17 protein-coding genes are annotated in these 22,710 nt (G+C 69.1%); 5 read left to right on the forward strand and 12 right to left on the reverse strand.

Annotated features, from left to right (window positions below; genetic code table 11):
- Nucleotides 1–65: 65 nt before the first annotated feature.
- From OG194_RS05780 to OG194_RS05795, 4 genes are read right to left on the reverse strand one after another with little or no spacing between them, the layout of a single operon-like run.
- Nucleotides 66–1,028, reverse strand: coding sequence for an ABC transporter substrate-binding protein (locus tag OG194_RS05780; RefSeq protein ID WP_327399753.1), 963 nt, complete (start codon nucleotides 1,026–1,028; stop codon nucleotides 66–68).
- A gap of 14 nt (nucleotides 1,029–1,042) precedes the next feature.
- The gene (locus OG194_RS05785; RefSeq protein WP_327399754.1) at nucleotides 1,043–3,049 is read right to left on the reverse strand and encodes an ABC transporter permease; all 2,007 of its coding nucleotides are present in this window, start codon (nucleotides 3,047–3,049) and stop codon (nucleotides 1,043–1,045) included.
- Complete coding sequence (locus OG194_RS05790) at nucleotides 3,049–4,137, reverse strand: quaternary amine ABC transporter ATP-binding protein (RefSeq protein ID WP_327399755.1); 1,089 nt, start codon at nucleotides 4,135–4,137, stop codon at nucleotides 3,049–3,051. The genes OG194_RS05785 and OG194_RS05790 overlap by 1 nt, the downstream gene beginning before the upstream one ends.
- Nucleotides 4,138–4,157: 20 nt before the next feature.
- On the reverse strand, nucleotides 4,158–5,627 hold the full coding sequence (locus OG194_RS05795; protein WP_327399756.1) for an aldehyde dehydrogenase family protein: 1,470 nt from the start codon (nucleotides 5,625–5,627) through the stop codon (nucleotides 4,158–4,160).
- A 233-nt stretch (nucleotides 5,628–5,860) separates the two neighbouring features.
- Between OG194_RS05795 and purU the strand changes: the two genes are divergently transcribed.
- Complete coding sequence (gene purU / locus OG194_RS05800; RefSeq protein ID WP_327399757.1) at nucleotides 5,861–6,733, forward strand: formyltetrahydrofolate deformylase; 873 nt, start codon at nucleotides 5,861–5,863, stop codon at nucleotides 6,731–6,733.
- A 1,036-nt stretch (nucleotides 6,734–7,769) separates the two neighbouring features.
- Here purU and betA read toward each other — a convergent pair.
- Both betA and OG194_RS05810 read right to left on the reverse strand, forming a co-directional pair.
- The gene (gene betA, locus OG194_RS05805) at nucleotides 7,770–9,437 is read right to left on the reverse strand and encodes a choline dehydrogenase (protein WP_327399758.1); all 1,668 of its coding nucleotides are present in this window, start codon (nucleotides 9,435–9,437) and stop codon (nucleotides 7,770–7,772) included.
- Nucleotides 9,438–9,581: 144 nt separating this feature from the next.
- Nucleotides 9,582–10,667, reverse strand: a complete 1,086-nt coding sequence (locus OG194_RS05810) for an ArsR/SmtB family transcription factor (protein ID WP_327399760.1) — start codon at nucleotides 10,665–10,667, stop codon at nucleotides 9,582–9,584.
- 149 nt (nucleotides 10,668–10,816) lie between these two features.
- Between OG194_RS05810 and OG194_RS05815 the strand changes: the two genes are divergently transcribed.
- The 4 genes from OG194_RS05815 to OG194_RS05830 are packed head-to-tail and all read left to right on the forward strand — an operon-like array spanning nucleotide 10,817 to nucleotide 15,196.
- Nucleotides 10,817–11,578 (forward strand): amino acid ABC transporter permease, encoded by a 762-nt coding sequence (locus tag OG194_RS05815; RefSeq protein ID WP_327399761.1) that lies wholly within the window; start codon nucleotides 10,817–10,819, stop codon nucleotides 11,576–11,578.
- 3 nt (nucleotides 11,579–11,581) lie between these two features.
- Nucleotides 11,582–12,367 (forward strand): amino acid ABC transporter ATP-binding protein, encoded by a 786-nt coding sequence (locus tag OG194_RS05820; RefSeq protein ID WP_327399762.1) that lies wholly within the window; start codon nucleotides 11,582–11,584, stop codon nucleotides 12,365–12,367.
- Between the two features lie 43 nt (nucleotides 12,368–12,410).
- Nucleotides 12,411–13,283, forward strand: coding sequence for a substrate-binding periplasmic protein (locus OG194_RS05825; protein WP_327399763.1), 873 nt, complete (start codon nucleotides 12,411–12,413; stop codon nucleotides 13,281–13,283).
- Complete coding sequence (locus OG194_RS05830; protein WP_327399764.1) at nucleotides 13,283–15,196, forward strand: CocE/NonD family hydrolase; 1,914 nt, start codon at nucleotides 13,283–13,285, stop codon at nucleotides 15,194–15,196. Before OG194_RS05825 ends, OG194_RS05830 begins: the two co-directional genes overlap by 1 nt.
- A gap of 28 nt (nucleotides 15,197–15,224) precedes the next feature.
- On the opposite strand, the gene OG194_RS05835 is transcribed toward OG194_RS05830, so the two are convergent.
- From OG194_RS05835 to OG194_RS05860, 6 genes are all read right to left on the reverse strand, one after another.
- Complete coding sequence (locus OG194_RS05835; protein ID WP_327399765.1) at nucleotides 15,225–16,646, reverse strand: glucoamylase family protein; 1,422 nt, start codon at nucleotides 16,644–16,646, stop codon at nucleotides 15,225–15,227.
- A gap of 141 nt (nucleotides 16,647–16,787) precedes the next feature.
- Nucleotides 16,788–17,999, reverse strand: coding sequence for a glycoside hydrolase family 1 protein (locus OG194_RS05840; protein ID WP_327399766.1), 1,212 nt, complete (start codon nucleotides 17,997–17,999; stop codon nucleotides 16,788–16,790).
- A gap of 68 nt (nucleotides 18,000–18,067) precedes the next feature.
- Entirely contained in the window at nucleotides 18,068–18,931 is an 864-nt protein-coding gene (locus OG194_RS05845; protein WP_327399767.1) for a carbohydrate ABC transporter permease, read from the reverse strand.
- Nucleotides 18,928–19,923 carry a carbohydrate ABC transporter permease gene (locus OG194_RS05850; RefSeq protein WP_442811496.1) on the reverse strand — a complete coding sequence of 332 codons (996 nt, stop codon included), beginning with the start codon at nucleotides 19,921–19,923 and terminating at the stop codon, nucleotides 18,928–18,930. The genes OG194_RS05845 and OG194_RS05850 overlap by 4 nt, the downstream gene beginning before the upstream one ends.
- Before the next feature lie 5 nt (nucleotides 19,924–19,928).
- On the reverse strand, nucleotides 19,929–21,173 hold the full coding sequence (locus OG194_RS05855) for a sugar ABC transporter substrate-binding protein (protein WP_327399769.1): 1,245 nt from the start codon (nucleotides 21,171–21,173) through the stop codon (nucleotides 19,929–19,931).
- Nucleotides 21,174–21,424: 251 nt separating this feature from the next.
- Nucleotides 21,425–22,225, reverse strand: a complete 801-nt coding sequence (locus OG194_RS05860; RefSeq protein WP_327399770.1) for a hypothetical protein — start codon at nucleotides 22,223–22,225, stop codon at nucleotides 21,425–21,427.
- Nucleotides 22,226–22,710: the final 485 nt, after the last annotated feature.

Genomic DNA, 22,710 nt, shown 5'->3' on the forward strand with positions numbered 1-22,710 from the left:
CCGACGGGCGGTACGCACCTGCGCGCACCGCCCACCGGGCATGGTCAACCGGGTTCGTCCGCCGCCTACTTGAGCCAGGCGTCGACCTTGGCCTGGTTGGCGTCGACCCACTTCTTCGCCGCGGCGTCGTCGGACAGCTTGTCCTGCGCTATGTACTTGGCCACGGTGTTCTGGTCGTCGTTCGTCCAGTTGAAGTTCTTCACCAGGTTGTAGGCGGGGCTGCCCGACTTGGCGAACTTCGCGCTGACGATCTTGTCGAGGTCGTAGACCGGATAGTCGCAGGCGATCTTCGACGCGACGGCGTCACAGCCCGTCATGTACGTGGGCAGCGACACCTTCTTGAGCGCGACCTCGGAGAGGAACCACTGCGGCTCGTAGAAGTAGCCGATGACCCACTGCTTGTTCTTCTCGGCGGTGCGGAAGGCCTGGATGAGCGCGGTCTCGCTGCCCGCGTACACGACCTTGAAGTCGAGCTTCAGGTTCTTCACCAGCGCGGCGTCGTTGGTGACGTACGACGGGTCTCCGTCGAGGAGTTGGCCCTTGCCGCCCGACTCGGAGGTCTTGAACTCGGACGCGTACTTGTTGAGGTTCTTGTAGTTGAGGATGTCCGGGTGGGCCTTCGCCAGCCACGGCGGTACGTACCAGCCGATGATGCCTTTGTTGCCGGTCTGACCGGCCTCGACGGCGGTCTTCTGGCCGGTGATGTACTTCTTCTTGAGGTCGTCGTGGCCCCAGTTCTCCAGGACGGCGTCGACCTCGCCGGTGCCGAAGCCCTGCCAGGCGATCTCTTCCTTGAGGTCCTTCTTCTCGACCGTACAGCCGAGTTGGTGCTGCGCGACGTACGCGACGACCGCCGCGTCCGCCTCGTAGCCCACCCACGGGTTGACCGCGAGGTTGAAGGTGCCGCACTTGCCCGAGCTGCTGCTCGATCCCGAGGAGGTGTCGCCGACCTTCGCCCCGCCGCACGCGGTGAGGGTGAGGCCGAGAACGGCCAGGCCAGCCGCGCCGGTTCGCCAGTGTCTTGCCATGGTGTCGTGCTCCTTTAAGCGCTGGTTCGGCGCGCGGCCGCCTGAGTGATCCGGTCGAACATGACTCCGAGCAGGACGATGGCGAGCCCCGCCGCCAGCCCCTTGCCGTACAGCTCGCCCTGCGAGAATCCGGCCACGACGTCGTAGCCGAGGGCGCCGGCTCCCACCAGGCCGCCCACAACAACCATCGACAGCACGTAGATCAGGCCCTGGTTGGTCGCGAGGGTCAAGGCGCCGCGTGCCATCGGGAGTTGAACCTTGGTGATGATCTGCCAGGTGTTGCACCCGGCCGCGGTGGCCGCCTCGACGGTGGTCTCGGGCACGGCCCGCACCCCGTCGGCGGTGATCTTGATGGCGACCGGTACGGCGTACACGACGGCGGCGACGATCGCGGTGAAGCGGGTCGCCCCGAACAGCGCGAGGAACGGCACGAGATAGACGAACGGCGGCATGACCTGCGCCGCGTCCAATGTGGGCCGCAACAGCCGGTCCACCATCGCGCTGCGCCCCATCCACACACCGAAGGCGATGCCGAACAGCATCACGATCACGGTCGCCACGACGGTCGAGGCGAGTGTCGTCATGGCGTCCGACCACACGCCCGTGCCGACAAGCAGCCCTACACATATGGCAGTTGTGACCCCGGAGCGCCAGCCGCCGACCACGACACCGATCCCGACCAGCGCGGCGCCGACCAGCCACCACGGAGAGTCGGTGAGGAGCGACTGGAACGGGTTGAGCAGCCCGTTGGTGAGTGCGTTGCGGAAGGCGTTGGTGACGCCCGACAGGTTGTCCTGCACCCATGTCGTCACGCTGTTCGCGGCGCTCGTGATGTGGGTGCCGGTGCTGCCGTCGCCGGGGAACTGCGCCGCCCACAGGTAGGTGTGCGAGAGGTAGACCAGGACCACGACGCCCACCGCGCCCGCTCCGAGCAGCGGTCGGCGCCATGCGAGGAAGCGGCCGGTCGAGTTCCGGGCCTGTTCCGTGCGGGTGCTCGACGCCGTCGTGACACGGTCGAGGACGATGGCCATGATCACGATGGCCAGACCGGCGTTGAAGGCCGTACCGACGTCGAGCGTCTGCAGTGCCTGCATCACGGTCTTGCCGAGGCCGGGCGCGTCGATCAGGGCCGCGATGGTGACCATCGCGAGGGCGGCCATGATGGTCTGGTTGACACCCATCACCACGGTCCGCTTGGCCATCGGCAGCAGCACCTTGAGCAGTGACTGCCACCGCGTCGACCCCATGGAATCCGCCGCTTCCACGGTTGTCTCCGGTACGGAGCGGATGCCGTGCGCGGTGATGCGGATCGCGGGCGGGGCCGCGTAGATCACGGTGGCGATCACGGCGGAGGCCGGTCCGATGAGGAAGAACAGGGTCAGCGGTGCCAGGTAGACGAAGGTCGGCATCGTCTGCATGAAGTCCAGGAAGGGCGTCATGATCCGGTTGAACCGGTCGGACAGCCCCGCCCACACCCCCAGGGGGATCGCGAACAGCAGTGCGACGAAGACCGCGGAGAGGGTGAGCGCCAGGGTGTCCATGCTCTCCTGCCACAGGCCCTGGAGCCCGAAGAAGGTGAAGCCGGCCGTGGCGAGCAGCGCGACCCGCCAGTTGCCCACGGCCCAGGACACGAAGCCGACGATGCCGACGACACCGAGCCAGCCGATCTGCGGCAGCGGCCGGTCGCCGCTCGGCTGCGAGATCAGGTCCTGGACGAAGGTCACCAGGTTGTCGATGACCAGGCGGATCTCGTTGAAGAAGTAGAGGAAGAGCGGGTTGGAGTTGCGGTCCGCGCCGATCGAGTCGTTGAGGTCGTTGAACCAGCGGTGCAGCCCGGTGAGATCGGCCGCCGCGAGCGTCAGCGTCTGCTTGCCGCGCAGCACGGCGAACAGCACGAGCCATACGACGACGATCGCGCCCACCATCATGGGCCGGGTGATCTTGCGTCGCGGGTTCTTCAACTCCGGCGCGGTGTCCGCGACTTGCTGTGCGGGCTCCGGTTTCTCCACGGCGACGGTCATCACGCGTCGCCTTCCCGCCCGGCGACGACCGCGAGGATCTCCTCGTCGCCGACGATGCCGAGCAGCTTGCCGTTCTCGACGACCTTCACGGGCCTGTCGGCCGCGAGTACGGCGCGGGTGGCTTCCCGCACCACGACGTCCGGCCCCAACTCGGGCCCGTCCAGGGCGTCTTCGTCCACGGCGGGGCGCATGATCCACCGCAGGGTGAGGACGTCACCGCGCGGCACGTCCTTCACGAACTCGCGTACGTAGTCGTCGGCGGGGGCACCGACCAGCTCGTCGCCCGTCCCGCACTGCACCATCTTGCCGTCGCGCATGATGAGGATGCGGTCGCCCAACTTGAGGGCCTCGGACAGGTCGTGGGTGATGAACACCATGGTCTTGCCGACCTCGTGGTGCAGCCGGATGACCTCGTTCTGCATGTCCCGGCGGATCAGCGGATCGAGCGCGGAGAACGGCTCGTCGAAGAGGAGCACGTCCGGGTCCACGGCCAACGCCCGGGCGAGACCGACGCGTTGCTGCATACCGCCGGAGAGCTGGTCGGGGTAGGAGTTCTCGTACCCGGAGAGCCCCACCAACTCGACGACCTCCAGGGCCCGTTCGGTGCGCTCGGCCTTGCTCATGCCGCGGATCTCCAGGCCGAACGACACGTTGTCGACGACCCGGCGGTGCGGCAGCAGCCCGAAGTGCTGGAAGACCATGGAGAACTTACGGCGCCGCAGCTCGCGCAGCCGCTTGGCGTCCGCGTCCCGGATGTCCTCGCCCTCGAAGACGATCTCCCCGGCGGTGGGTTCGATCAGCCGCGTGAGACATCGCACCAGGGTGGACTTCCCGGAGCCGGACAGCCCCATGACGACGAAGACCTCGCCGGGCGAGACCTCGAAGTTCACGTCGCGTACGGCGGCGGTGCAGCCGGTGCGGTCCATCAGCTCACGGCGTGTGAGTCCGCACAGTTCCTCGGAATCGGGTACCTGCTCTGCCTTCGGCCCGAACACCTTCCACAGCTTGCGCACGGATATGACCGGGGTGGGGGCCGAGTCCTGGGGAGTGCCGCGCCGCTGCGGCACCTCGGTCTGTGCTGGGGTCACGATCGACCTCTTTTCGGCGTTCAGCCGCGGAACCAGTGCTGCGGCCGGGGTTGGATGTTCTGCCAGATGTGCTTGGGCTCTCGGTACTCGTCCAGGCCGGTCGGTCCCAGCTCCCGGCCCACGCCCGAGTGTCCGAAGCCACCCCATTCCGCTTGCGGCACGTAGGGGTGGTAGTCGTTGATCCACACCGTGCCGTGCCGCAGCCGCCGGGCGACCCGCTGGGCCTTCCCCGCGTCCTGGGTCCAGACGGCGCCGGCGAGTCCGTACTCGGTGTCATTGGCGATGCGTACGGCGTCGTCCTCGTCGGTGAACCGCTCCACGGTCAGGACCGGTCCGAAGGACTCCTCGTGCACCACCCGCATGTCCTGCGTGCACGCGTCGAGCACGGTCGGCGGGTAGAAGTGCCCGTCGGCGAGGCCGAGTTCGTCCGGCCGCTCACCGCCGCAGCGCAGCACGGCCCCCTCGGCGATGCCCGCCGCGACGTACGCCTCGACCTTCTCCCGGTGCTGCGCGGAGATCAGCGCCCCGGTCTCGGCCTCGGGATCGAAGGGCCCGCCGAGCCGGATCCGCCGCGCACGACGCACGACTTCGTCCACGAACCGGTCGTGCAGCGAGTCCTCGACGATCAACCGGGCGCCGGCGGAGCAGACTTGGCCGGAGTGCAGGAAGACGGCCGTGAGCGCGAAGTCCACGGCCGTCTCGAAGTCGGCGTCGGCGAAGATGACGTTGGGGTTCTTGCCGCCCAGCTCCAGCGCGACCTTCTTCACGGTCGCGGCGGCGGTGGCCATGATGCGTTTGCCGGTCTCAAGGCCCCCGGTGAAGGAGACCATGTCGACGGCGGGGTCCTCGGAGAGCGGCGCCCCCGCCTCGGGCCCGGCACCGAGCACGAGATTGGCGGCACCGGCGGGAAGCCCGGCCTCTTCCAATGCCTTCATCAGCAGGATGGAGGTGGAGGGAGTCAGCTCACTCGGCTTGAGAACGACCGTGTTGCCGGCGAGGAGCGCCGGAGCGACCTTCCAACTGGCTTGCAGCAGCGGGTAGTTCCAGGGGGTGATGAGCCCGCACACCCCAACGGGCTCGTAGACGACCCGACTTACGGCGTCGTCCCGCCCGGTGTCGATGACCCGCCCGGCATCGGTGCCGCCGATCCCGCCGTAGTAACGGAAACAGGAAACGACATCGGCGATGTCGTACTCGCTCTCCACCAGCCGCTTGCCGGTGTCCAGCGACTCGGCGCGGGCGAACTCCTTGGCGTCGCGCTCGATGAGATCGGCGGTGCGCAGCAGCAGCGCGCCACGCTCCCGCTCCGGGGTACGCGGCCAGGACCCTTCGTCGAAGGCGCGGCGGGCGGCGGCGATCGCTGCCTCGGTGTCGGGACGCGTTCCCTCGGACACGGTCGCGGTGAGCGTGCCGTCGGCGGGACAGCGGATGTCACGGTGACCGCCGGCCACCGCATCGCGCCATTCTCCGTCCACATACAGGTCTGCCACGTGTGGAGCCCTTCGAGCGAATTTCGTTGCGCATCGTGCACCGTATTGCTTGTGGTGGAACACCCTGGCGAATGTGCAGACATACGTCAAGGGGTTGGCAGATGACGATTTCGCCATGCCTCCCATTGCCCGGCCACCCCTTGACCGCGAGCGGCACCGGGCTTCATCTTGTTGCGTATCGCTCACCATGTTGTGCAATACGCATCGATGTGACGCACCGACGGAGGCTGCCCATGTCCCCTCGACCGCACCCTGGCCGCGAATTCGTCCTCACCCTCTCGTGTCCGGACAGCGCCGGTCTGGTCCATGCCGTGAGCGGCTTTCTCGTCCGGAACTCCGGCAACATCCTGGAGAGCCAGCAATTCGATGATCGACTCAAGGGCCGCTTCTTCATGAGGGTCCACTTCGACGTTTCCGATCCAAACGCCGACCTGAAAACACTGCGTTACCGATTCGGCCCGGTCGCCGAGGCGTACCGCATCTCCTGGACCCTCCGGGACGCCGCCACCCCCACCCGGACCCTGATCATGGTCTCCAAGTTCGGCCACTGCCTGAACGACCTGCTGTTCCGCAAGCGCACCGGCGCCCTCAACATCGAGATCCCGGCGATCGTCTCCAACCACCGCGACTTCGAGGGCCTCGCCGAGACGTACGGCATCCCCTTCCACCACATCCCGGTCACCAGGGACACGAAGGACGAAGCGGAGGCCCAACTCCTGGACCTGGTACGGGACTTGAACGTCGACCTGGTGGTACTGGCCCGCTACATGCAGATCCTCTCCGACGACCTCTGCAAGCAGCTGGAGGGCCACGCCATCAACATCCACCACTCTTTCCTCCCCAGCTTCAAGGGCGCCCGCCCCTACCAGCAGGCCTACGACCGAGGCGTCAAGCTCGTGGGCGCCACGGCGCACTATGTGACCCCGGAACTGGACGAGGGCCAGATCATCGACCAGGACGTGGTCCGCGTCGACCACTCGCTCGACCCGGAGGAGCTGGTCACGGTGGGGCGGGACGTGGAGGCGCAGGTGCTGGCGCACGCGGTGAAGTGGCACAGCGAGAGCAGGGTGATGGTGTACGGGAATCGGACGGTGGTGTTTCGGTGAGGTTGGGGTGGGGTGGGAGTGAGTCCGGGATCGGGTGAGTCCCGGCGCGGGTGCGGGTGAGTCCGGGTGCGGCGGGTGCGAGTGCGGGTGTGCGCTGTATACGGCTTCCGGGGGCGGCACTTGGGACACGGGCTCGCTGAAGGCAGCCTGTCGGCGGCGACTTGGCACGCGGGCGTGCGCCAGTCCGCCTGTCCGGCGGCGGCTTGGAATGGTGGCGCGTACATCAGTCAGTTCGGGGCGACTTGAAGCTCGGGCACACGCACCAGGCCGTTCCCCGGCGACCTGGAACGCCGGGGGCGCGCCAATCCACCCGTCCCCGGCGCCCCACAACACAGACACACATCAGCACGTCCCCCGGCGGCCTGGAACACAGGCGCGCACACATCAGTCAGTCCGCAGCCACTACTTGGACCTCGGGAACACGCGCCAGCCTGTCGCCGGCAACTTGGAACACAGGCACGCACCAATCAGCCCGTCCTCCGGCGACTTGGAGCGCGGACACACCACAGTCTGTCCGTGGCGGCTTGGAACACGGGCGCGCACACCAGCCTGCTCCCGGTGGCTTGGAGCGCGGGCACGCACCAATCAGCCCGGCCCCGACACCCTGCAACGCGGAGACACACCGGCCCGACCCCGGCGACTTGCAACACGGGCACGCATACATCAGCCCGTCCCCGGCGACGTAGAGCGCGGGCACACAGCAGCCTGTCCCCGGCGCCTTGGAACGCGGGCGCGCACACCAGCCTGCTCCCGGCGATGTAGAGCGCGGGTCGGCAAATCCAGCAGTCAGGCTCCGGCATCTCGAAACGCAGGCCGACTAGATCCGCCCGCCTCCGGCAACTCGAAATGGTGGCCGGCCATATCGAGCCGTCTCCGGCGCCTTGAAACGCAGGCCGCCACGTCCAGCCCGTCCGGCGTTTGAGGACGACGCCCCTTCAGGGCCGATCGGGGATCTGGAGGCGGAGCCCCCAGAAGCTCAACCCCCTCACCCCCGACCTCGGCCTCCCTCTCATCCTCCCCCTCACCCACTCAACGGCTACCCGGCCTGCTTCTGGGCATCGCGGTGCCGGTAATACACCGCCGAGGACGGAGCCAGCGGATCCTTGCCCAGGATCAGGTCCGCCGCCTTCTCCGCGATCATCATCACCGGCGCGTAGATGTTCCCGTTGGTCACGTACGGCATCACCGACGCGTCCACGACCCGCAGCCCCTCCACCCCGTGCACCCGCATGCTGTCAGGGTCGACGACGGACATCTCGTCCGTGCCCATCTTGCAGGTGCAGGACGGATGCAGAGCCGTCTCCCCCTCCTTGGCCACCCACGCGAGGATCTCCTCGTCGCTCTCCACGGACGGCCCGGGCGAGACCTCCCCGTCGTTGTAGGGGGCGAGCGCGGGCTGGTTGAGGAGCTTGCGGGCGACCCGGATCGACTCGACCCACTCACGCCGATCCTGTTCCGTGGACAGGTAGTTGAAGCGCAGCGCAGGGTGCTCCAGCGGATCCTTGCTCTTGATCTTCACCGAGCCGATCGCGTCGGAGTACATGGGCCCGACGTGCACCTGGTAACCATGGCCACCCGCCGGCGACGAGCCGTCGTAGCGGACCGCGATGGGCAGGAAGTGGAACATCAGGTTGGGATAGTCGACGTCCTCGTTGCTGCGGGCGAACCCGCCGGCCTCGAAGTGGTTGGTCGCGGCGGGGCCCTTGCGGAAGAGCCATTGCAGGCCGATGAAGGGGGCGCGCCACTTCGCCATGTACGGCTGCATGGAGACGGGTTGCTTGCAGGCGTACTGGATGTACACCTCCAGGTGGTCCTGCATGTTCTCGCCGACGCCCGGCAGATCGTGGACGACGTCGACGCCGAGCGCGGTCAGCTCCTCCGCGTTGCCGACCCCCGAAAGCTGAAGCAGCTGGGGGGAGTTGATCGCGCCGCCGCACAGGATGACCTCGCGGGCGCGCACCTGGCGGACCTTGCCGCGGTGCCGGTACTCGACGCCGACGGCCTTCTTGCCCTCGAAGAGGACGCGGGTGACCATCGCGCGGGTGGTGACGGTGAGGTTGGGCCGCTTCCGCACGGGCTTCAGGTACGCCTTCGATGCCGACAGCCGTCGCCCCCTGCTGACGTTGCGGTCGAAGGGCGCGAACCCCTCCTGCTGATAGCCGTTGACGTCGTCGGTGCGCGGATACCCCGCTTCCTGCACGGCGTTGAGGAACGCGCCGAACAACGGGTTGGAGGCGGGCCCGCGTTCGAGGACGAGCGGCCCGTCGTGGCCGCGGAACTCGTCGTCGGGATCGGCCGCGAGGCAGTTCTCCATCCGCCGGAAGTACGGCAGACAGTGCGCGTAGTCCCAGCTCTCCATGCCCGCGTCGGCGGCCCAGCGCTCGTAGTCCATGGGGTTGCCGCGCTGGAAGATCATGCCGTTGATGCTGCTGGAACCGCCGAGCACCTTGCCGCGGGCGTGGTAGACGCGCCGGTCGCCCATGTGCGGCTCGGGTTCCGACTCGTACTTCCAGTCGTAGAACCGGCTGCCGATCGGATAGGTCAGCGCGGCCGGCATGTGGATGAAGACGTCCCACGGGTAGTCGGGCCGGCCGGCCTCCAGGACCAGCACCTGGTGGGCCGGATCCGCGGAGAGCCGGTTCGCCAGTGCGCTGCCGGCGGATCCACCGCCGACGATGACGAAGTCGTATTGCAGGGGAGCCATGATCTCTCGTCTCGCTCGCGCCGTAGATACGCGAGGCATGCTAATACGAGTACCGCTATACGCACTAGGTTGCGCGCCACGCAACTTGGAGCCTCAGATTTCCGCGCTGTTTCCCCGCCCGCTCCTACGTGAACGCACGGACCGTCAGCGGATGATCGAGGTCAGGACGTCCACGCCCAGCCGCATGAGGCAGTCGGTGTCCAGCCGGTGGTGGATCTGCCGGCCGTCCCTGCGGGAGGTCAGCAGGCCCGCCTCGCGCAGGCGGCCGAGGTGGCGGGAGACCTGCGGGAGGGTCATGCCCGTCCGTGCGGCCAGGTCGGACGTGGTGATCGGCTCGTTCACCAGGTGCCGGCACAGCGACAGCCGCGCGGGATCCGACAGGATCGACAACCGGAGCCGCACCTGTGCCAGCGTGGCCTGTTCCGACTGCCGGCCCGTGTTCTCGACGGGGAAGTGCACGACGAGCGGATACGGCGGATCGTCCCGGACGATGAGATGGGGCCGGGTGTGCGCGGACGGGACGAGCAGACAGCGGCGCCCGCGCAGATCGGCCCGGAGCGACTGGAGTTTGTCGTAGGTGACCGACGGCGGGTTGTGTCCGACGGTGGCGTTGGGGCTGAGCGAGGCGAGCGCCTCGGGCAGCGGCAGGGCCTGGACCCGGGCCCGCACCCGGGTGCACTCGCTCTCCAACCGGTGCCGCACCCGCGCCCATTCGGCGTCGAAGAACTCGGCCGCGCAGCGCCGCAGCAGCTCCAGCAGCCCGGTCCGCGTCCGCTCCGGGGTCTGGAGCAGGCCGCGGGCCAGCTCGCCCCGGCTGAAGGAGCGCCGTTCGCTGGACAGGATGTAGGCCTCGCGCACCGCCCGGTCGGTGAGCAGGCCGTGGGTGTCGAAGACGCCGCCGTGCACGGTCGGCGCGGCGCCCATGACGAAGTCGTCCAACGACAGCGCCTCCAGCCGGGCCAGTTCCTGCTCCAGGCTCAGGCCCAGCGGCGGTTCCAGCGGCATCAGCAGGCGGCAGCGCATCCGGGTCCACAGGGGCGAGTAGACCGCGATCAGACTCTGCGACTCCGTCGACAGCTCGGCGCGTACCCGTTCCAGCCACGGCCGTACGGCGAGGTGGTGCTCGGGCTCGGCGATCGAGTGGAGGCACGCCATCAGCTCCGCCAGCGGTGACAGACCCACGGCCACGTCCGCCGGAACGGCGCCCTGCAAGCTGATGACGACAGGCATGCGGCGCAGCGTACAGCCGATGCTTACCGCACCCGCGGTAAGCATCGGCGCCACCGCCGGCCGGCCGACCTAGGCTGCGTCCAATTCCGCCGCTCCGAGCAGTCGTCGAGCCCGCTCAGAGCAGTCCGCGCAGCGAGAGGCTCCGGCCGATGCACCTGTTTCTGCACACGTTCTTCAACCCCGACGAACTCCTCAAGGCCTTTCCCGTCCTGCTGACCGAGGGCCTGCGCAACACCCTGCTGATCGCCGGCCTCGCGATCGTCTTCGGTGTCGTGCTCGGTGTGCTGCTCGCGATGCTCCTGCTGTCGCCCCGCCGATGGGCGCGGCTGCCCGCGCGGATCTACGTCGACGTGTTCCGCGGTCTGCCCGCGATCGTGACCGTCAGTCTGGTCGGCCTGGGCCTGCCGTCGGCCGGGATCAGGCCGTTCGGCCGGGACCCGCTCGGGTACGCCGTCCTCGCCATCGGCCTCATCTCGGCGGCCTATCTGGCGGAGATCTTCCGCTCGGGCATCCAGGCGGTACCGGCCGGGCAGTTGAGCGCGGCGCGCAGTCTCGGCATGTCGTATCCGACGGCGATGCGGGTGATCGTCGTACCGCAGGGCGTACGGAACGTACTGCCCGCGCTGGCGGGCCAGTTCATCATCGACATCAAGGAGAGCGCGCTGGTGTATCTGCTCGGGCTGGGCCTCGGGCAGCGCGAGCTCTACTTCATCGCGCAGGAGCGGCAGGCGGCCACGTACAACTCCTCCGCGCTGGTGGCCGCCGGCGCCTGCTACCTGCTGCTCACCGTCCCGCTGACCTTCCTGGTCAACCGGCTCGACCTGCGGCTGCGCGGCGGCGGACGCAAACAGAACAGAGCGACCGCCGTCCCGTCGTCCGCGCCGTCCACCCCGCCCGCGCTGGAGGTCTGAGCCATGACCGGAACGCTGTCCGAGAAGAACCCGCGCGCCGACGAGACGGGGACGGCCGCGGCCGCCGCGGTCAGTGTGCGCGGCCTGCACAAGCGCTACGGCGCGGTGGACGTCCTGCGGGGCGTGGATCTGGAGGTCGCGGCGGGCGAGACGGTCTGTGTGATCGGCCGGTCCGGTTCGGGCAAGTCCACGCTCCTGAAGTGCGTGAACCTGCTGGAGGCCCCGACCTCGGGCGAGATCCGCCTCGGCGGTGACCTGATCACCGGCCCCGGCGTGGACGTCGACGCGGTCCGCACTCGGGTGGGCATGGTCTTCCAGCACTTCAACCTGTTCCCGCACCTCAGCGTCCTGCACAACGTGACCGTCGCCCTGCGCAAGGTCCGCCGCACGGGCAGGGAGGCCGCGGAGACCGCCGCCATGGCCCAGCTGGAACGCCTCGGACTCGCGACGCTGGCCCACGCGCGGCCGAGCCAGTTGTCGGGCGGTCAGCAGCAACGGGTCGCCATCGCCCGCGCGTTGGCCATGGAACCCGAGGTCATGCTCTTCGACGAGGCGACCTCCGCGCTGGACCCGGAACTCGTCAAGGACGTCCTCGACGTCATGCGGCTGCTCGCCGACTCGGGCATGACGATGATCGCCGTGACACACGAGATCGGCTTCGCCCGTGAGGTCGCGGACCGCGTCATCTTCATGGACGAGGGCGTCATCGCCGAGTCGGGCCCGGCCCGCCCGACGCTGGAACACCCCGAGACGGCGCGCCTGCGCGAGTTCCTCGCCCGCGTCCTCTGAAGTCCCCCTCCCCGCCACCCTGTTCTCCCAAGGAGATTCACCCATGCCCGTATCGCCCCGTAATCTGCCCGGACGGCGTCCGCTTCTCACGCTCCTCGCCCTCTGCGGCCTCGTCCTCCCGCTCGCCGCGTGCGGCAGCGGCTCGGACTCCGCCAAGACGTCCGCTGCCAATTCGTACGGCCTGATCGAGGCCGGCACCATCAGATCCGCGACCCAGACCGGCCAGCCACCCTTCGCCTACGCCAAGGACTCCGGTCAACCGACCGGATTCATCGTCGACTTGACCGACGAGGCGGCCAAACGCCTTGGCCTGAAGGTCGATTACAAGTCGACGTCGATCACCGGATCGCTGGCCGGCCTGACCGCCGGGCAGTTCGACCTGGCCTCGTCCGGCGTCGGGGTCACCGCGGAGCGGGCGAAGAGCGTCGACTTCACCAAGCCGCTGTTCTGGAGCACCGTGACCGCCCTGACGACCTCGAAGAGCACGATCTCCACCTTCGCCGCCTTCAACGGCAAGCGGGTCGGGGTGGTGACCGGTTCCTCGCAGGAGGCCCAACTGCCCACGCGGATACCGAAAGCGGACCCGGTGCGGTTCCAGACCTCGAACGCGGCGGTGAGCCAACTGCTCAACGGCAGCATCGACGCCTTCCTGGTCGGAGGTCCGGACGCGACGGAGTACGTCAAGCAGTACCCCGGCCTACGGCAGGCGGTGTCGGCCCCGGTCGACCACCCGACCTCGATGGCGGTACCGAAGAACCACCCCGCCCTCCTCAAGGCCCTCGACCAGCAGTTCGCCGCCATGGTCGCGGACGGCAGCTACGCCAAGCTGTACCGCAAGTACTTCAGCACCTCCCCCGAGCCCGAACTCCTCGCCGCCTGGCCCGCGTTGAAGTCCCAGTTCCCCGAGGCCAAGTGATGGCGGCCGACGAGGAAGGGTGGCAGCGGGTGCCGCTGCCCGGCGAACGGACGTGCTGGCGGCGGGTGTTGCGGACTCCGGCCAGGGACGGCGTACTGCTCGTCGCCGACCTCTACGCCGACCGCCCCGACCCGGGACCCGGACCGGTCATCCTGGAGCGCACCCCCTACGGCCGCCGGGCCCCGCGCCCCTCCGACGGTGCCCTCGGCGCCGAGAACCCGCCCGCGCCCGAGACCGCGGCCGAGGTGTTCACCCGGGGCGGATACCGGATCGTACGGCAGGACTGCCGGGGGCGCGGCGACTCGGAGGGCACCTTCGTCAAGTACCTGAACGAGGCCACCGACGGCTACGACACCGTCGAGTGGATCGCCGCCCAGCCCTGGTGCGACGGCCGGGTCGCGACCATGGGCGTCTCCTACTCCGCGCACGCCCAGGCCGCGCTCGCCTCGCTGGGCGCACCCCATCTCGCCGCGATGTTCCTCGACTCCGGCGGTTTCGCCAGCGCCTACGAGGCGGGCACCCGGATGGGCGGCGCCTTCGAACTCAAGCAGGCCACCTGGGCGTTCCACCGCGCCAAGGTGAGCGAGACGGTACGCGCCGATCCGACCCTGCGCGCCTCGCTGGAGTCGGAGGACCTCAGCGCCTGGTTCACCCGCATGCCGTGGCGACGCGGCGCGAGCCCGCTGCGGTCCGTCCCGGAGTACGAGGACTACCTGCTGGAGCAGTGGGAGAACGGCGCGTTCGGCCCGTACTGGGAACAGCCGGGCATCTACGCCCGCGGCTTCTACGACGACTTCCCGGACGTGCCGAGCCTGCACATGTCCAGCTGGTACGACCCCTACATCCGCACCGCCACCGAGAACTTCCGCGAACTCGGGCGCAAGAAGCACAGCCCGGCGTACCTGGTGCTCGGCCCCTGGACCCACGGCGCGCGCAGCCAGAGCCACGCCGGTGACGTCGACTTCGGTCCGCTGGCCCGGCTGGAGGGCAGCCTCGCCGAGCACTACGCCGCGATGCGGCTGAGCTGGTTCGACGCGCACCTCGCACCGGCGGGCACGACCGAACCGCCGCCGCCCGTACGGTACTTCCTCATGGGCGGCGGCTCCGGCCGGCGTACTCCCGAGGGGCGGCTCGACCACGGCGGTCACTGGTGCACCGCGACCTCCTGGCCGCCCGAGGAGACCGCCAACCTCGCCCTCGTCCTGGGCAGTTCGGGAACACTCACGCCCGCGTCCGACACGACCGATTCCACCGACGCCGCCACCGACGTCCAAGGCTCCTTTCTGGAGTACGACTTCGACCCCCGCGACCCCGTGCCCACCCTCGGCGGTCAAGTCACCTCCGGCGAACCGGTGATGAGCGGCGGCGCCTTCCACCAGCACCCCGACGACCGCTTCTTCGGCGCGACCGGACCCCATCTGCCGCTCGACAGCCGACCCGACGTCCTGGTCTTCCAAACCCCGCCGCTCACCGAGGACTTGGTGGTCGCCGGACCGGTCGCCGTGCATCTCACCGTGTCGTCGACAGCCCGCGACACCGACTTCACCGTCAAGCTCGTCGACGTCCATCCGCCGAGCGCGGACTATCCGCAGGGTTTCGCGATGAACCTCACCGACGGCATCCTGCGCTGCCGCTACCGCGACTCCTTCAGCGATCCGGAGCCGATGACACCCGAGGAGACGTACGCGATCACGGTGGAGGCACCGGACACGGCGAACCTGTTCCTGACCGGCCACCGGCTGCGGCTCGACGTCAGTTCGAGCAACTTCCCCCGCTTCGACGTCAATTCCAACACCGGCGGCGCGGAGATCGGCGACCGGCGCAAGGTCGTCGCCACCAACAGGGTGCACACCGGCGGCCGTTCATGGCTGACGCTCTCCGTGCTCCGGACGAGAGACACGCCAGACAACTGACAGACCAAGGAGTTGGTCCCCGCGCCTCTCAGATACTGAAGCGCTCCTTGCCGAGGAGCGGACGTACCCGGGTGCGGAAACCGCCCGTGCGGAAGGGGTGTTGGAGGAGGCCGGGGCGCAGGTGTTGGGCGAGTGCGGCGGCGATCATGCCCTGGTCGAGGGCGAGGACGTAGTCGCTGACGCGGCCGTTCGCGGTGTCGACGGAGTCGCGGAAGCCGTAGCGGTCGTCGTAGGCGCCGAAGTCCCGTGCGAGAGCCGTGAGGTTGGCGAGCGCCTCGGGCGCGGCGTACGGCAGGGCGAGGAAGGAGGCGTGCGGGGTGACGACGCCGAGGGAGTTGTAGCCGTCCTCCTGCATGCCGATCGCGTCCACGCCGTACTCGCGGTAGCCGCCCTCGGGGATGTTGGCCGGCGAGAAGCCCCAGTAGCCGTACTTCGCCTCGTCCAGGCCGTGTTCGATCTGGCTGCGCACATAGCGCTGGTGGGTGGTGCCCCACGAGTACGGCGACCAGGCGGCCTCGGGCACGAACAGCGGGACCATCAGCGCCTCGAACATCGAACCGCCCCAGGTGGGGACGAGCTTGCGGCCGCGGTAGGTGTAGTGGCCCTCCCACACCCGCACGCCGTCGATCGTGACGTAGGCGCCTTCGGGTTCCTGCTCCTGTCCCATGCCCGGGAGCAGGGTGCGGAACAGGTGCCAGTAGTGCTCGGTGGGCAGCGAGTCGTCGGCTATGCCAAGGTAACTGGCCATCCTGGGTTCGGTGTTGAGGGCGCCGTAGTGGTGGCCGGTGGGTTCGCCCTTGCCGGGCTTGTCCGGCCAGAAGCCGCCGCGCAGTTGACCGGGTCCGGCGACCGGGTCGGCCGGGTCGTAGGGGGTGTAGTAGTACGACCAGTCGGCGTCGGCGAGGAGTCGGGCGACGCGCGGACGCAGTTCCGGGTCGGCGTCGGCGGCGATCTTCAGCCCTGTGACGAGCCAGGCGTTGTCGACGGTGGAGAGGAAGGGGCGCACCGGGTCGCCCGTCCCGGGCCAGCTCGTGAGGACCGAACCGTCGTACGCGTCATACCAGTTGAACCAGAAGCCGTGCGCGCGCTCCAGCTTCTCGACCGCCGTGAGGGTGCGGGCCAGGCGCTGGTGCATGACGGACCCGGAGATCACGCCGAGGCCGGCCGCGGCGACCGTCGACCACAGGCCGCAGCCGATGTTGGTCGGTGAGGTCTGGGTCGAGGGCACGGGGGTGCCGGTGCCGGAGACGTCCATCGTGTCGGCGGTCAGGCCGAGTTCGGTGGTCATGGCGGTCATCGAGCGGTAGGTCGCCTCGAACCAGGTCCGCAGCGGCGCGCTGTCGGGGGCGGGGCGGCCACGGGTCGACGCCGACGCGGAGGCGAGGGGCAGCGTGGCGGTGAGGGCGGCGGCTCCCGCCGTGGCGGTGGTGAGGAACGTACGACGGTTCATGCGGGTCCAACTCCCAGGGGAATGCGGGCGGGACGGGCAAGGGAAGGGGTGCGTGCGTCGTCGTGGCCCGTGTGGGACATCTGTGGGGCGGGAGCCGACGGGCTGTCAGGCGCCCGTCGGCTCCCGGGACTTGGGGCGGAGCTACGCGTTCCCGCTCGCTGTGCGCGGCAGTTCGCGGGTGCGGCCCAGGGCGCCGAGCCAGGCGGCGGACGGCTTGGCGGTGCGGACGAAGGTGACCGGGTCCACGGCGATCAGGCCGAACGTCGGCCGGTAGGAGCCCCATTCGTAGTTGTCGAGGGCGCTCCAGGCCAGGTATCCGTCGATGTTCAGGCCGTCGTCGAGGGCGGCGGCGACCGCGTCCAGGGCACCGGCGTAGTAGTCGACGCGGCGGGGGTCGTCGGCGGTGGCGATGCCGTTCTCGGTGACGATCAGCGGGACGTCGGGGCCGACGACGTCGGCGGTGTGGCGCAGGGCGTGGCCGACGGCCTCCGGGTAGAACTCCCATTGGGTGAGGGTGCGTTCGGCGTCCTCGGGCGCGGGGATCGGGCCGTTGGCGCCGATCTTGGTGCGGGTGTAGGACTGGACGCCGATCCAGTCGTCGTCGCGGGCGGCCTCGATGAAGATGTCCTCGCGGGGGTGGCGGTAGGCGGCGGTGACGTCCTCGGCGCCGGGCAACGCCTGGTAGACCTGGTTGGCGATGGTCCAGCCGACCTGGATGGCGGGGTCGATCGCGCGCACCGCCTTGACGGCGGCCCGGTGGGCGGCGATCACCGCGTGGGTGGTCCCCTCGTCCGGGGTGGGCAGTCCGGCGGGCGGGAAGCCCTGGTCACCGGCCTTGGCTGCGCCTGCCATCACGGCGATCATGTTGGGTTCGTTGATGGTGCAGACATGGCGGACGCCGTCCGCGATGATCGGCGCGCAGTGCTCGACGTAGCGGGCGAACAGGTCGGCGGCGCCGTCGGCGGTCCAGCCGCCGAGGTCCTCGAACCAGCGCGGGACCGTGAAGTGGTGCAGGGTCACCATCGGGCGCAGGCCGCGGGCGAGGGCTCCGTCGACCATGCGGCGGTAGTGGGCGATCTCGGCGCGGGAGAAGGTGCCGGGGACGGGTTCTATGCGGGCCCATTCGACGCTGAACCGGTAGTCGGTGAAGCCCAGTTGGGCGAGCAGGTCCATGTCCTGCTCCCAGCGGTGGTAGCTGTCGCAGGCGTCCAGGCTCGGCTCCTCGATGCCGGCCGCCGGGTCGTGTTCCTTGCGCCACCAGTCACTGTTGACGTTGTTCCCCTCGATCTGGTGGGCGGCCGTGGAGGCGCCCCACAGGAAGCCGTCGGGGAACGGGGTGGGAGTGTGACTCATGGTTCGTCGCGTCTTTCTGCTGGGTGGAGGCAGGCGGGCGGGTGAGGCCAACGGGTGTGCGGGGCGGGCTACTTGAGCCCGGCGGTCGCGATGCCCTGGGTGAAGTGGCGTTGCAGTACGGCGAAGACGAGCAGCACCGGCAGCACGACGAGCAGGGAGCCGGCCATCAACATGCCGTTGCCGCCGCCGACCGTGCGGTTGGGATCGTTGGCGAACGTGGCCAGGGCCACGGGCAGCGTGTACTTGCCGGGGTCGTTGGTCGCGATCAGCGGCCAGACGAAGTTGTTCCAGGAGCCGAGGAAGGTGAAGATCGTCAGGGTCGCCAGGGCGGGCTTGACCAGGGGCAGCACGATGCGCCAGAAGATGTACCACTCGCCGGCGCCGTCGATGCGGGCCGCTTCGAGGAGTTCGTCGGGGATCGACTGCATGAACTGCCGCATGAGGAAGACCCCGAAGGCCCCGGCGGCGAAGGGCAGGACCAGTCCGGCGTAGGTGTCGATCAGGTTCAGCTTGGTCATCAGCACGTACAGGGGCAGCACGAGCAGGTTGCCGGGCACCATCAGGGCCGCGAGGACGATGCCGAACACCTTGGAGCGGCCGGTGAATTGGAGCTTGGCGAGGGCGTAGCCGAGCATCGAGCAGAACAGCAGATTGCAGACGGTCACGAGCACCGCCACGATCAGCGAGTTCATGAAGTACCGCGCCATGTCCAACTGGTCCAGCAGGTCACGGAAGTTGGCGAGCGTCCAGTGGCTGGGGATCCACACCGGCGGGCTGGCTGCGAGGTCCTTCTTCGTCTTGAAGGCCGACAGCGCCATCCACAGGAACGGTGCGGCCATGACCAGCAGCCCCAGCGAGGCGACCGTGTACAGCAGGGGTCCTCGGACGCGGCCCGGGCGGCGGGTCGGGGCGGTCGCCGTCGGCGCGGTCATGAGGTGTTGTCCTTCAACAGTCGGAGCTGGAGCACCGTGATGCCCATGATCACCACGAACAGGACGTACGCCATGGCGCTCGCGTAGCCCATGTGGAAGAAGTTGAAGCCCTCCTGGTACATGTCCAGGGAGACGGTCATGGTGGAGTTGGAGGGGCCGCCCTGGGTCATCACGAAGGGTTCCTCGAACACGTTGAGGTAGCCGATGGAGGTGATGACGGTGGCGTAGAGCATCGTCGGCCGCAGCAACGGCACGGTGACGCGCCGCAGTTCCTGCCAGGCGCCGGCGCCGTCCAGCCGCGCGGCCTCCCGGACCTCGGTGGGGATGGCCTGTAGCCCGGCGATGAACAGCACCATCACGGTGCCGAGGTTGCGCCACACCGCCATCGCGATCAGCGAGGGCATGGCCCAGGTCTCGGAGCCGAGGAAGTCCGGTGCGGTCAGGCCGAGTTCGGAGGCGAGACCGGCGACGAGCCCGTCCGAGGGGTCGAGCACGAACCGCCAGACGACGGCGACCGCGACGATGGTGGTGACGACCGGTGCGTAGAAGCCGACACGGAAGAAGGTGCGGGCGCGGTCGATGCCGTTGTTGAGCAGGACGGCGACGAGCAGTCCCAGTACGACGGTCAGCGGGACGCCGACGACCACGAAGTAGCCGGTGTTGAAGAGCGCCGTGCGGAAGACGTCGTCGTCGAAGAGCCGTGTGTAGTTGTCGAAGCCGACGAACTCCGCCTCGAAGGGGCGGGTCACGTCGCGCGCCCCGAAGTCGGTGAAGCTCATCAGGAGCGTCGCGACGATCGGGAGGAGCATGAAGACGCCGAACAGCACGAGGAAGGGCGTGGAGAACAGCCAGCCGTGCAGGTTGTGCCGGCCCAGTCGACGGCCGCGGTCCGGCCCTCGCGTCGACCCTCGCATCGGCCCAACGGGGGCCTTGGAAGGCTTCGTTGGGCCCGTGGCCGCGCTGTCGGCGGTCGATCCGGTCACCAGGGACATCGCTGTTACCTCACGAGCCCTTCGATCTGGGACTGCGCCTTGCCCAGCGCGTCCTTCGCGGACGAACGCCCCTGCGTGACCTGTTCGATGGCGGTGTCGACCTTGGAGGTGATCTCGGTCAACTTCGGGTCGGACGGCGGGGTCTTGGCCGTTTCGAGTTGCTGCCGCCAGATCTTCAGGTTGGCGTCGGTGGCGAGTTCACCGGTCTCCCAGGCCGCCTTGTTGGCGGGCAGGTCGCGGGTGCGCTCGTACCAGTCGGCTTGACCCTGGGCGTTGGTGAGGGAGGCGATGAACTGCTTGGCGGCGGCCTTGTGTTCGCTGTCCGCCGAGATCGCGAGACTGGATCCGCCGGCCATCGACACGGAGGACACGTCCGTCGGTACGGGCGCGATCGCCCACTTGCCCTTCAGGTCCGGGTAGTTGTCGTCGAGCAGGGACATGATCCACGGCCCGCCGAAGAACATGGGCACGGAACCGGTGTTGAAGTCCTTGGTGACGTCGTAGCCGGGCCGCACCGACTTGGCGCTGAGTCCCTTGGAGAAGTAACTCCCGTAGTTCTCCAGCGCCTTGACGGCCGCCGCGCTGTCGATGACGGGCTTGTCGTCCTTCGTGAGCAGCTCACCGCCCGCCGAGTACAGGAACGGGTAGAAGCTCTGCACGGTGTCCAGACCACCCGGCTGGATGGACAGCCCCCACTTGGTGCCGGCCTTCTTCCGGTACGCCTCGGCCGCCTTCTGGAGGTCGGTCATGGTCGCCGGGGCGGCCTTGAGGCCGGCCTTGGCCGCGAGGTCGGTGCGGTAGTAGAGGACGCGGGTGTCGACGTACCACGGGACGCCGTAGGCCTTGCCGTCGTACGACACCTGGTCCCAGGCGGCGGGGAAGAAATCGCCCTCCTTGGCCGTCTTGGTGTCGACCGGTTCGAGGACGCCCATGTCCGCGAACTCGCCGAGGTAGGTCCCGCCCATCTGGACGACGTCGGGGAGCTTGTCGGCGGCAGCGGCGGCGACCAGCTTCTGGTGGGCCACGTCCCAGCCGACGGGGGTCACCTTCACGGTGATGTTGGAGTGCGTCTTCTCGTACGCCTTCGCGACGTCGGCGAGCTTCTCGCCCTCGGTGCCCATCGCCCAGACCGTCAGGGTCTGCTTGGCGTCGGCCGCCACCTCCGCGCCACCGGAACCACCGCAGGCGGTGAGGGTGAGCGCGGAGGCCACGGTGAGGGCGATCGAAGCGGTGGTAGCAGGACGGCGCATGGACTGCTCCTCCTTGAGCGTTCCGGATGTATGCGCTTCCTGTAAGCGCATACATCACTCTCGTGCAAGGGTTCCGGGGCGGGCAAGGGGGTCTCGGTCACGCTCCCGTAACGACTGGGACATCTGGCGGCGTCACTGAATCGAGGTCGGGAGATCTGGCGATCCAGGGCGCTTCGGGTGGGTGGCCCGGTGTCCGCGCGGGCGGCACGGGGCCCGTCCTGGCCGCTGCGGAACGGGAGAAGTTCAGTGGATTACCCGATGCCCGGGCGGTCGGTGATCCGCGACGATGATGTGTCGTACCGGGCCTTCTTCGACGTACTGGGCTGGGCTCCGGGACGTCGCACACCGAGGGGGATGCCGGCATGCCGTCGAAGAGGTTGGCTCTGTGGGGTGAAGAGCTTTTCTGGATCAGGGAAGTGGAGCGGCGCAGCGGCCTGACACCGGAGAACCGCGCGGAACTCGCCCTCGCACAAAGGGGGTTCGAGCCCTGTCTGCTGGCCGTTCTCCGGCTGTCGCTGGGGACGGCCCCGGACACCCGCGTCGCCACCGGGTGGTTCCGGCAGGCGCTCGCCCGGACGGGCCACCTCGCCCGGGCGGCCGAGTCGGCGTACGCCATCAGCGACGAGGCCGAGCGGAGTGAGGAACTCCTGACCCTGGTGAAGACCGCCGCCGACGCCGAAGGCCTGTGCGACGCACAGGATTTGGCCGAGTCGATCCCCGTACGCCAACTGCGGGACCGGGCACTGGTCGCCCTCGTGCCGACGTGGGCCCGGGCGGGCGAACGCGACCGGGCTGTCGCCATGGCGGAGAGCGTGCGCTATCCGCACAACTGGGGTGTGGCGTGGGCTCTGCTGGCGAAGGCGGTGGCGGACGACGGTGACACCCTCGACGCACTCAAGTTCGCCGATCGCGCCGACGCCGAGGCGAGTTCCGCCGGCTTTGACGGGACGGGAGAGGTGCTTGCCCTTCTTGTGGGGGTGGCGGACGTCGGCGGCGACCAGGTGCGGGCGGCCATGCTCGCCGACCGCGTCGAGGACTTCGCGCGGTCGCACGGGGCGAGCCCGCCGAGCCCGTGGGGCCAACCTGGGCCGCTGGCAGTGGTGTTGGCTCGGGAGGCGCTGAGAGGGGACTTGGATCGGGTCGATGCTTTGCTGTGGGGGACGGTCGGTGCGGGGGGTGGGAGTGGGGGCGGGTTCAGGTCCGGGGGTGAGTCTGGGAGGGGGTTTGGGTCCGAGAGCGGGAGCGGGTCTGGAAGTGGGGCTGGGGGCGGGGCTATGAGCAGGCTCAGGTCCAGGACTAGGAGCGGGAGTGGGGCCGCGGGCGGAACCGCGTCCGGATCGGGGACGGGGTCCGGCAGCGGGACGGGGACTGGGACGGGCACCGAGACCGGCACGCGGACTAGCACGGGGACGGGGTCCGGGTCCGGGAGCGGGTCCGGGTCCGGGTCCGGGAGCGGGTCCGGGTCCGGGTCCGGGAGCGGGTCCGGGTCCGGGTCCGGGAGCGGGTCCGGGTCCGGGAGCGGGTCCGGGTCCGGGAG

This window comes from Streptomyces sp. NBC_01288 (assembly GCF_035982055.1).
Taxonomy (GTDB): domain Bacteria; phylum Actinomycetota; class Actinomycetes; order Streptomycetales; family Streptomycetaceae; genus Streptomyces.